We start from the raw sequence: 9,948 nt of genomic DNA, 5'->3' as shown, positions 1-9,948 counted from the left end.
CTTGCTCACATCAATGCCGACAAAACGATCAAACTGTGTCATGATGAGGTTCCCTGGCTTGTCATACGGGGTCGGTGCCCCTTGCAACTGTTCGGGTGTCATCGAATGACAGGGCCTTGCTCACCATCGGACTGCAATGTCCGCTTGTCGAAACGGCATCCTGTCAATCGGTCCACGTGCCGGGAAAGGGTACGTGGACCTCTTCACATTATACCATCTCTAACAGACAAGCTTGTCGAACCACGAACCGGCAGCTGCGGCATACACACCCCCCTCTGTCCTGTGGGACATCTCCCCCACAAGGGGGGAGATCACATGGGCATGAACGCCTTTGCACAACAGGAAACGTTTCAGATTGTGCAAAGGCAGTACTGACAGCTGATCTCTCCCCTTGTGGGGGAGATGTCCGACAGGACAGAGGGGGGTGTATGCATCCGCCAACACTGCGGTCGATTGGCTTAAATCGACGGCTCGTCCGATTTCTTATCGCCTTTGTCCTTGGCCATGATCTTGTCGATATAGGCAAGGAACAGGGCGGAGAAGACGAAGGCGAGATGGATCACCGTGAACCATGTCAGCTGTTCGGTTGAGTATTTCGTCAGATTCAGGAACACCTGCAAGAGGTGGATCGATGAGATGGCGACGATGGTCGAGGCTACCTTGATCTTGAGCGATCCGGCATCAATCGTGCCAAGCCAATGGACATCATCAGCCTGATCGAAACGGCTGACAAAGTTTTCGTAACCGGAGATGATCACCATCACCACGAGGCTGGCAACCAGCGCTGCATCAATGAGCCCGAGCATTTTGAGGATTGTTTCGGTTTCGTCGAGAGAGGTGACCTTCATGACGAAATCGAAGAGCTTACCGGCGAACGAGAAAGCATAGATCGCCAGCGCGATTGCCAGCCCGAGATAGAACACGACAAGCAGCCAGCGCGAGGCGAGAATGATGCTTTCGATGAAAACTTCGATACGTTTCATAAACAACTTATTCCAATTGGTTTCCTGCATGAGATAGCGATGCAGATGACGAACTCAAGACAAAACCACCTATAATCACAAAAAACCCGGACTGAAGCCCGGGTTTTTCTGTTTCAATGTCCGATCAGACTACTTGCTGGCCAGCGGCTGCACCAGCGGGGTGATGCGACGGATGGCAACACGGCGGTTCTGCTGCTCGGGTCCATCGACCTTGATCTTCAGATAGCGTTCGCCATAGCCCTGGGTGGCCATGTTTTCAGGCGCAATGCCGAACACATTGGTCAGGGCCTGGGCAACCGATTCCGCCCGCTTGTCGGAGAGAACAAGGTTGGCCTGATCGGAACCGACGGCATCGGTGTGGCCTTCGATGAGGAAGGTTTCAGCCGGGTTCTTTTTCAGAATCTCAGCCATCGCCTTGGCCACACTGTCGAGATGCGGGATCTGATCATCGGTGATGTCAGCGGAGCCGAACTTGAAGGTAATCGTATCCAGATCGATACGGCGCACCTTGTCACGGATACGAGCCGAGCGCTTGACTTCATCAACGGAGTAAATGCGTTCAACACGTTCCACCGGCGGACGGATAAAGAAGTCGTAGACGTCTGCTTCCGGCACCTGATCGGCATCAAGGATGTATTCGGCAACAGGGATATCAAGGACGAGCGGTGGCAGATCAAGGCCGGGATCGCGCCACTGATAGCGTTCCTCACGATCGTAATCGGGTGTGTAGCTCAGAAGGACCTCGCGTCCATCCGGCATGACGCGTGAGCGCTGAATCACATCGCCATAGCGGTTGCGGATGGTGACGACCTGTACGCCATTGTCACGCACGATGGTTTCGCGTGTACGGTTGCGTGGCAGGTCCTCGTAATAGACATCCTGCGCATCCCGCGACATGCGCGGACGGTCGGAGCTTTCAACAAAGATGTTGTTGTTGACTTCGACGATGGTGCGGTTGTCGATCTTCTGGATAATCTGCACATCGGCGGGTCGCTCTTCGCGTGGCGCCTGTTTGACGCGTGTGCCTTCCTCGGTGCGGATACCCTCCACCTTGATCGGTACCAGCGCCTTCTGCACATCCGCGTCATTCTTTGGCGGCGGTGCGGGCGGGGTAGCTGGAACCTGAACGGCAGGCTGCTGGACCGCCGGCTGTTGACCGGCAGGCTTTTCGACGGTCTGACCGCCGGTGCCCTTTACGGGCGGGGCTGGCTTCTGGCTGTCGAGAACCGGCGCGGCATTTTCCGGCAATGGCGAAGCATCCTTTGGTCCGGGCTTTCCGGCTTCGACGGGGGTTGCGGGCTTTTCGCCAGCGGGTTTTTCACCCGTAGGCTGACCGGCGGCAGGCTCCAACACTGGCTTCTGTCCTTCAACAGGCTTGGCAGGCTTTTCGCCAGTAGCAGGTTCTGTAACAGGAGCTGGCTTCTCGCCCGCAGGTTTGCCGGTTGCGGGTTGTTCACCAGCAGGCTGCTCGATTGCAGGCTTTTGGCCTTCAACCGGCTTTATCGGCTTTTCACCCTTTGCAGGCTCTGTGGCCGGCGCGGGCTTCTCACCCTTGGCAGGTTCGGTGACAGGTGCCGGCTTTTCACCAGCAGGCTGTTCCGTTGCAGGTTTCTGACTTTCGGCTGGTTTGCCAGGCTTCTCCGCGGGCTGATTGGCTGCGGGCTCTGCTGCAGGTTTTTGTGCCTCAGCAGGCTTGGCGGGCTTTTCGCCCGTGGCAGGCTCGGCAGCTGGTGCAGGCTTCTCAGTTGCTGGTTGCTCTGCCGCAGGTTTTTGTCCCTTGGGTTGCTGCGGCTTTTCAACGGCGGGCTCTTCGGCAGCTGGAGCTTCCTTTGTGGCTTTTTCCGTTGCCTTCTTCGCGTCCTCAGCGGCTTTTTGCGTTTGCTGGTCAGCGGCCTTCTGGGCGCTTTCGGCTTTCTTGCGTGCGTCAGCCTCGATAGCCTTTTGCTGTTCCGCAGCCTTGTTGGCTTCGGCTTCAGTTGCCTTCTTGGCCTGCTCGGCTTCCTGTGCAGCCGCTTTTTCGGCGGCCTTTGCAGCCTGCGCCTCTTCGGCAGCCTTCTGCTTGGCTTCGGCCTCTATGGCCTTTTGCTGTTCGGCTTTGGCGGCCTGTGCTTCTGCCGCTGCTCTCTGTTTGGCCTCGGCTTCGGCAGCTTTTGCAGCCTGCGCCTCTTCGGCGGCCTTCTGCTTGGCTTCTGCTGCGATAGCCTTCTGCTCTTCAGCAGCTTTCTGTGCTTCTTCGTGCGCCGCGCGCTTCGCCTCCTGCGCACGTTCGGCGGCCTGCGCTTCCGCAGCGTGGGCTTCTTCTTCAGCGCGTTTTCTTGCTAGCTCTTCAGCCTTTTGCTGTGCACCGGCACCAGGTGCAGCTTCCTGCGGCTGGTTCTGTGCTTCCTCGATCTGAGCGGGCGCTTGGTTCTCGACCTGCTGCGGCTGAATCACCTCTTCCGCTGCGGATTTACCCTCCGCCTGCGCCAGCAACAACGGAGCTTCGTTGGTATTGGAAGAGATGTAAGGGCGAGGGAGTGGCGATTGCTCTGCCATCGCCGAGGGCGAGGAGAACAGAATTGCTGTTGAAGCAAAAAAGAGTGCTGTGCGTTTCATTGTCATCCCTGTCTTGCGTTTCTTTCCGTTGAAACACGTCAAATGTTTGTGACCGCAGCTTGGGTCAGCTTTGTGGCAGCCAATTGACCATCGCAGTCGTCTCACCAGATTCGTTGCGGGTACACATGCGCAAATGTCATCCTGCCCGAGTCCGATTACAGGGAGATTGCACGGGTGAGCCTGTATCGCGTGTGAAGGTGCTGTTCATTTTGGGTTCATGCAGAAAATGCGCTACACTGGACGGATCGATATTTGAGATGTATGCGAGCGCATGCCCAAAGAACCATTCTGGAAAACCAAGACGCTTGACGAGTTGAACCGCTCGGAATGGGAGAGTCTGTGCGATGGTTGCGGGCGTTGCTGTCTGCACAAGCTGGAAGATGAAGACACGGATGAAATCTATTTCACCACCGTGGCCTGCACATTGCTTGATGCGGGAACATGCCAGTGCTCGGATTATGTAGGCCGGAAGAAGAAAGTTCCCGACTGCGTTTTCCTGACGCCGGAGATTGTCCGTGAAGTGCCTTGGCTGCCTGAAACCTGCGGCTATCGCCTCATTGATGAGGGCAGGGATCTTTATTGGTGGCATCCGCTGGTTTCGGGAAGCGCGGAAACCGTGCATGAAGCCGGAATTTCGGTGCGCGGCAAGGTGACCGCCTATGATCACGACCTGAAAAGGGACGAGGATTATTTCGACCACATGATGATGGCCGAATCAGAAAGTTGAGGAATTTAATTCTACTGAACGGAAGATGAATGGAACGTTGAAGCTTTGTTCAGGTGATTTGTGGAACAAACGAACACCTTCCGGATTTTAAGTCTGGATCAAAAAACAATAAAGGAGAAACGCCATGTCCCGCATTTCATTCAAGATGCTCGCTGTGACCGCCGCTCTTGGCCTCGGTTCCCTCTTCGGTGCCAGCGCCGCTTCCGCAGCGCCCATCGCCCCGTCGTCTCAGATCATTGATGTTGCCGGTTCAAATGTCATCAAGGTCGATCATCGTTATGGCCATCGCTATCATCATGGCTATCGCCCTGTTTATCGGCCTGTGCGCGCGTGCAGTGTCAATCTGGCGTTGAACAAGGCAAGCCGCATGGGCATTCGTAATCCACGGGCTATCGTGAACCGGAATGTCGTACGGGTTACCGGTTGGCGCTATGGTCATCGCACTGCCATCGTCTTTGCCCGTGCACCCGGCTGCCCGGTCATCCGTTAAATCCAATTCGACTGACCACAACCTAATAGGGCGAAAGTTTTATCTTTCGCCCTATTCCGCCCATAATCAGCTGCGACGCAGCTCATGTCACTTCATCCGGGGAGATATTCCATGACACCAAAATTTCTAGCCGTGGCTGTTGCCGCAACCGCAATGATGGCCGTTCCTTTCGCCGCTATGGCGGATGAAGCACCACGTCCGCACATTACGGTTACAGGGCAAGGCGAAGCCGCTGCTGCGCCTGATATGGCCGTGCTTTCACTGGTTGTATTGCAGGAAAAGCCGACCGCGCGGGAAGCTTTGACCGCTAACAACGAAACCATGGCCAAGGTGCTCGACGCCATGAAGAAGGCCGGAATCGCCGAGCGCGATCTGCAGACCTCGGGCTTCAGCATTGATCCACGCTATGTCTATCCTGACAACAAGCAGGGCGAACAGCCGAAAGCGCCGAAGATTGTCGGCTATGCGGTTTCCAACTCGCTGTCGGTGCGGGTGCGCGACCTCAAAAAGGTTGGCGACATTCTGGATCAATCGGTGACGCTTGGCGTCAATCAGGGCGGCAATCTGACCTTCACCAATGACAAGCCGGAGACCATCCTTGAGGAAGCCCGCACGAAGGCCGTGGCCGACGCCATTGCCAAGGCAAAGACCTTGACGCAAGCCGCTGGTGTAGAAGTCGGCAAGATCATCGAGATCAGTGAGCAGTCTTTCCAGCCGCGCCCATACGAAATGGCTGGACGCGCCAAGATGATGGCCGCACCCGCATCGGATTCCGTGCCGGTTGCTGCGGGTGAGAACAGCTACAATGTTACTGTCAATGTGACGTTCGAGCTGAAGAACTAAGATGAGCCTTAGCTAAAACGAAAGGGTGCCCTGCGGCACCCTTTTTGTTTTGCGGGGTTATTCTCAGGCCGCCCGCATCCAATAGGCGATATCTTTCCAGTCTGCGAACACCGCGCTGGCGCCTTTGTCCAGCAGGGTCTGGGCATGGGATGTGTAGGTATGGCCGCCGCCGGTATAGCCAATGGCGGTCATGCCCGCGGCAACTGCTCCTTCCACACCATATGGCGAATCCTCGATCACCACGCATGTGGATGGTTCGTATCCCATTTCTTTCGCAGCGTGCAGGAAGAGATCAGGTGCAGGCTTGCCACGCTTGACCATGGATGAAGAGTAGATCGCATCACCGAAGAACCCGGCGAGCTTGGTGGTTTCCAGACTGAAGTGAATGCGCTCCAGCGATGAGGACGAGGCAACACAGCGGGGTGTTTCCAGCGCTTCGAGCAGCGCGGTGATACCGGGCGTTGGTTGCAGGAACTGGCTGAAAACGTGTTTTGTCTCGGGCCAGAGTTCGGCTTCACCGGCCTCGGAAAGCTGGAAACCGCTCAGCTCAGCGATTCGCTTGATGATATCGGCCTGTTTCATGCCCACGCATTGGGCAATGGTGCCTTCGGGCAGGTTCATCCCGTGTCGCGCATAAACATTGTGGTACGCGCGTTCCGCCAGCGGTTCGCTGTCGACAAGCACACCATCACAATCAAAAATTATCAGATCAAACCTGTTTTGCGGCATTTCCGTCTCTCTTTTTGCGGGCGTGCGTTCCGAACGTTCACACGCTTGTTATGTGATCATGGTTACAACTCTTATAATGCACATAGGTGTTGACTAAAATACAAATGTTCAATATTCGATTGATGGAAAGACAGTGGTTCCCGGCGTCGCACCGGAGGCCGGCGAGGAGCATATTTGTATGGCGAGCAATGTAGCATTGACGGGATTGGCGCGGGATATGCAGGCGCGTGCGGATGCGGGGCGTCCCATCCGCATTGGTCTGATCGGATCGGGCGAGATGGGTACGGATATCGTCACCCGCGTCGCCCACATGCCCGGCGTCGAAATCGGTGCGATTTCCGAATTGAACCTGCCCAATGCCCTGAAGGCCGTCGATATCGCCTATCAGGAACCGGGCCATGCTCGCGAAGTGAATACGGCTTCGGCGCTGACATCAGCCATGGAAAGCGGCAAGATTGCCGTCACCGATAATGCGGATCTCATCCTTGAGAATGACCTCATCGATGTGGTGATCGATGCAACAGGTGTTCCGGCTGTCGGTGCCGAGATCGGGCTTCGCGCCATGGAACATGGCAAGCATCTCGTCATGATGAATGTCGAGGCTGATGTGACCATCGGCGCATACCTTAAAAGCGAGGCTGATCGGCTTGGCGTGACCTATTCGCTCGGCGCTGGCGACGAGCCATCCTCCTGCATGGAACTGATCGAGTTCGTCTCGGCCATGGGTCATCCGATTGTCGCTGCCGGCAAGGGCAAGAACAACCCGCTCAACATTGATGCCATTCCTGACGATTACGAGGAAGAGGCAGCACGCCGCCACATGAATGTGCGCATGCTGGTGGAATTCGTCGATGGTTCGAAAACCATGGTGGAAATGGCGGCGATTGCCAATGCGACCGGGCTGGTGCCTGACAAGGCGGGTATGCATGGCCCGGCGGCAACGCTCGACCAGCTCAACAAGACGCTGATCCCACAAAAGGATGGCGGGCTGCTGTCGCGCGTTGGTGTTGTCGACTATTCCATTGGCAAGGGCGTGGCCCCCGGCGTGTTCGTGGTCGCCGACATGTCACATCCGCGCATATCGGAACGCATGGAAGATCTGAAGATGGGCAAAGGTCCTTACTTCACGTTCCACCGGCCCTATCATCTGACATCGCTCGAAGTGCCGCTGACCTGTGCCCGCGTCGTGCTTTACGGCAAGGCTGATATGGTGCCGCTGTCCAAGCCCGTGGCGGAAGTCTGTGCGGTTGCCAAAAAGGACCTCAAGGTTGGCGAGAAGCTCGATGCGATCGGCGAATATTGCTACCGCGCCTGGATCATGACGGCGCAGGAGGCCCGCGATGCCAAGGCAATCCCCTGCGGCCTTCTGCAGGGCGGCACAGTGACGGCACCCATTGCCAAAGGCGAACTCATCACCAGCGCCAATGCTGCACCCATCGCAGGCTCAAAGATCGTCGAACTCAGACAGCGGCAGGACAAGCTTGTTTATGGCTGAGGAGATCAACCAATCAGAATTCAGGGCAATCAGCGAAGGAGTGCCAAGCATGGCTCCCGCCACCAACGCTAAATCCAGGGATGATGGCAGTAATCTTCCTTTCGCGTTCCGGCATTATTCTCCGGAGCAGTTGAAGGAAGCCTTGCGCAAGATGTATCTTATCCGCCGCTTCGAGGAAGGTGCGGAGGAATCCTACACGCGCGGGCTTATCCACGGCACGATGCACCTTTCCATTGGGCAGGAAGCAAGCGCTGTCGGCATTTCACTGCCGCTTAATGAAGACGATATGATCACCTCCACCCATCGCGGGCATGGCCATTGCATCGCCAAGGGCGCGGAAGTGTCAAAGATGTTCGCCGAGTTTTTCGGCAAGGAAACCGGCTATTGCAAGGGCCGCGGTGGCTCCATGCATATTGCCGATGTGTCCAAGGGTAATCTTGGAGCCAATGGCATCGTCGGTGGCGGTATTCCAATTGCCGTGGGCGCTGCGCTGTCCGCCAAGAAGCAGAAGAACGGCAAGGTGGTCATTTCCTATTTCGGTGATGGTGCCAATAATGAGGGCGCTTTCCACGAGGCGTTGAATATTGCCGCCATCTGGAAACTGCCTGTTGTCTTCGTTTGCGAAAACAATGGCTACGGCATGTCCACCTCGACCCAGCGGTCGACAGCTGTTCCTAACGTCGCGGATCGCGCTGCCGGGTACAACATGCCGGGTGTGATTGTGGACGGTAACAATCTGTCCGATGTGGCCGAGGCTTCCAACGCCGCAGTCGAACGGGCGCGGCGCGGCGAGGGCCCGACGCTGATCGAGTGCAAGACCTATCGGCATCGCGGCCATTCCAAGAGCGACCGCAACCGCTATCGCACCAAGGAAGAGATCGAGGACTGGATCGCCAATCGTGATCCCATCGATCTGTTCGAAAGCCAGTTGAAGGAATTCGGCTTTGTTACCGACGGGGATATCGAAGCAATCCGCGCTGGTGTGGAGACGGAAATCGCCGAGGCGATTGAATTTGCCCGGAACAGCCCATCGCCTGATCTGAACAACCTCACGCGCGACGTGTACACGGACTGAAAGCATACCCGATGAATGAGACAATTCGCGAGCTGAGCTATTCGCAGGCTATTCAGGAAGCCATGGCGCTGGCCATGGAAGCAGATGAGCGGGTGTTCCTCATGGGTGAGGATATCGGCGTCTATGGCGGTGCCTTTCAAGTTACAGGCGATCTCGTGCATCGCTTTGGTGAAGACCGGGTGATGGACACGCCGATCTCCGAGCTTGGTGGCGCTGGCGTTGCCGTCGGCGCGGCTCTGACCGGCATGCGACCGATTTTTGAATTTCAGTTTTCCGATTTTGCTGCACTTGCCATGGAGCAGATCGTCAATCAGGCCGCTAAAATCCGCTATATGCTTGGCGGTGCCGTTTCGGTGCCGCTGGTCATGCGCTTTCCATCAGGCTCCGGTACGGGCGCGGCAGCCCAGCACAGCCAAAGCCTTGAAGCATGGCTTGGCCATGTGCCCGGTCTGAAAGTTATCCAGCCGTCCACCCCCTATGATGCGAAAGGCATGCTGCTGGCCGCGATCGAAGACCCTGATCCGGTGATGATCTTTGAGCATAAGCTGCTCTACAAGATGAAAGGGCCGGTGCCCGAGGGCTATTACACTGTTCCAATCGGCAAGGCGGCGGTGGTGCGCGAAGGTACTGATCTTACCATCGTTGCCTCCGCCATCATGGTGCACAAGGCGCTGGAAGCGGCAAAGGAGCTGGAAAAGGAAGGGATCAACGTCGAGGTTGTTGATCTTCGAAGCATCAGGCCGATGGACAAGGACACGATCATTGCCAGTGTCAAGAAAACGTCCAAGCTGATGTGCGTTTATGAGGGTGTAAAGACGCTCGGTATCGGTGCGGAAGTCAGCGCCATGATCGCCGAAAGCGAAGCCTTCGACTATCTCGATGCGCCGATTGTACGGCTTGGCGGCGCGGAGACACCGATCCCCTATAATCCGGAGCTGGAGAAGGCCACCGTGCCGCAGGTGCCGGGAATATTGAAGAGCGCCCGCGATCTCGTGAAGGGGGTACGCTAGG

At 56.6% G+C, this 9,948-nt stretch carries 9 protein-coding genes; 6 read left to right on the top strand and 3 right to left on the bottom strand.

The window, feature by feature from the left end; all coding sequences use genetic code 11:
- Positions 1-458 precede the first annotated feature (458 nt).
- Both AB4Y96_RS22285 and AB4Y96_RS22280 read right to left on the bottom strand, forming a co-directional pair.
- The gene (locus AB4Y96_RS22285; RefSeq protein ID WP_441919961.1) at positions 459-983 is read right to left on the bottom strand and encodes a TIGR00645 family protein; all 525 of its coding nucleotides are present in this window, start codon (positions 981-983) and stop codon (positions 459-461) included.
- 129 nt (positions 984-1,112) lie between these two features.
- Complete coding sequence (locus AB4Y96_RS22280; RefSeq protein ID WP_441919959.1) at positions 1,113-3,578, bottom strand: OmpA family protein; 2,466 nt, start codon at positions 3,576-3,578, stop codon at positions 1,113-1,115.
- 271 nt (positions 3,579-3,849) lie between these two features.
- Here AB4Y96_RS22280 and AB4Y96_RS22275 point away from each other — a divergent pair, with 271 nt between their 5' ends.
- The 3 genes from AB4Y96_RS22275 (at position 3,850) to AB4Y96_RS22265 (ending at position 5,638) form a co-directional block, all read left to right on the top strand.
- Positions 3,850-4,305, top strand: coding sequence for a YcgN family cysteine cluster protein (locus tag AB4Y96_RS22275; RefSeq protein WP_091877937.1), 456 nt, complete (start codon positions 3,850-3,852; stop codon positions 4,303-4,305).
- Positions 4,306-4,429: 124 nt separating this feature from the next.
- Positions 4,430-4,795 carry an antifreeze protein gene (locus tag AB4Y96_RS22270; protein ID WP_441919958.1) on the top strand — a complete coding sequence of 122 codons (366 nt, stop codon included), beginning with the start codon at positions 4,430-4,432 and terminating at the stop codon, positions 4,793-4,795.
- Positions 4,796-4,906: 111 nt separating this feature from the next.
- Positions 4,907-5,638, top strand: a complete 732-nt coding sequence (locus tag AB4Y96_RS22265) for an SIMPL domain-containing protein (RefSeq protein ID WP_441919957.1) — start codon at positions 4,907-4,909, stop codon at positions 5,636-5,638.
- A gap of 63 nt (positions 5,639-5,701) precedes the next feature.
- Here the strand turns inward: AB4Y96_RS22265 and AB4Y96_RS22260 are convergent, their stop codons facing one another.
- The gene (locus AB4Y96_RS22260) at positions 5,702-6,367 is read right to left on the bottom strand and encodes an HAD family hydrolase (RefSeq protein WP_441919955.1); all 666 of its coding nucleotides are present in this window, start codon (positions 6,365-6,367) and stop codon (positions 5,702-5,704) included.
- 178 nt (positions 6,368-6,545) lie between these two features.
- Between AB4Y96_RS22260 and AB4Y96_RS22255 the strand changes: the two genes are divergently transcribed.
- Genes AB4Y96_RS22255 through AB4Y96_RS22245 form a run of 3 tightly spaced genes read left to right on the top strand, consistent with a single transcriptional unit; the run spans position 6,546 to position 9,947 of the window.
- The gene (locus tag AB4Y96_RS22255; protein ID WP_441919953.1) at positions 6,546-7,862 is read left to right on the top strand and encodes an NAD(P)H-dependent oxidoreductase; all 1,317 of its coding nucleotides are present in this window, start codon (positions 6,546-6,548) and stop codon (positions 7,860-7,862) included.
- A 49-nt stretch (positions 7,863-7,911) separates the two neighbouring features.
- On the top strand, positions 7,912-8,937 hold the full coding sequence (locus AB4Y96_RS22250; protein WP_441919952.1) for a thiamine pyrophosphate-dependent dehydrogenase E1 component subunit alpha: 1,026 nt from the start codon (positions 7,912-7,914) through the stop codon (positions 8,935-8,937).
- An 11-nt stretch (positions 8,938-8,948) separates the two neighbouring features.
- Positions 8,949-9,947: an alpha-ketoacid dehydrogenase subunit beta gene (locus AB4Y96_RS22245; protein WP_091877933.1), complete on the top strand. Its 999-nt coding sequence runs from the start codon at positions 8,949-8,951 to the stop codon at positions 9,945-9,947.
- The last annotated feature ends 1 nt before the right edge of the window (position 9,948 follow it).

This window comes from Phyllobacterium sp. TAF24 (assembly GCF_052113785.1).
GTDB lineage: Bacteria > Pseudomonadota > Alphaproteobacteria > Rhizobiales > Rhizobiaceae > Phyllobacterium.
This window is presented reverse-complemented; position numbering and strand designations above follow the sequence as displayed.

Bases quoted from the DNA above. Each gene is read 5' to 3' on its own strand.
- AB4Y96_RS22255 (WP_441919953.1), top strand. From the start codon at position 6,546: ATGGCGAGCAATGTAGCATTGACGGGATTGGCGCGGGATATGCAGGCG.
- AB4Y96_RS22250 (WP_441919952.1), top strand. From the start codon at position 7,912: ATGGCTCCCGCCACCAACGCTAAATCCAGGGATGATGGCAGTAATCTT.
- AB4Y96_RS22260 (WP_441919955.1), bottom strand. From the start codon at position 6,367: ATGCCGCAAAACAGGTTTGATCTGATAATTTTTGATTGTGATGGTGTG.
- AB4Y96_RS22245 (WP_091877933.1), top strand. From the start codon at position 8,949: ATGAATGAGACAATTCGCGAGCTGAGCTATTCGCAGGCTATTCAGGAA.
- AB4Y96_RS22265 (WP_441919957.1), top strand. From the start codon at position 4,907: ATGACACCAAAATTTCTAGCCGTGGCTGTTGCCGCAACCGCAATGATG.
- AB4Y96_RS22285 (WP_441919961.1), bottom strand. From the start codon at position 983: ATGAAACGTATCGAAGTTTTCATCGAAAGCATCATTCTCGCCTCGCGC.
- AB4Y96_RS22280 (WP_441919959.1), bottom strand. From the start codon at position 3,578: ATGAAACGCACAGCACTCTTTTTTGCTTCAACAGCAATTCTGTTCTCC.
- AB4Y96_RS22270 (WP_441919958.1), top strand. From the start codon at position 4,430: ATGTCCCGCATTTCATTCAAGATGCTCGCTGTGACCGCCGCTCTTGGC.
- AB4Y96_RS22275 (WP_091877937.1), top strand. From the start codon at position 3,850: ATGCCCAAAGAACCATTCTGGAAAACCAAGACGCTTGACGAGTTGAAC.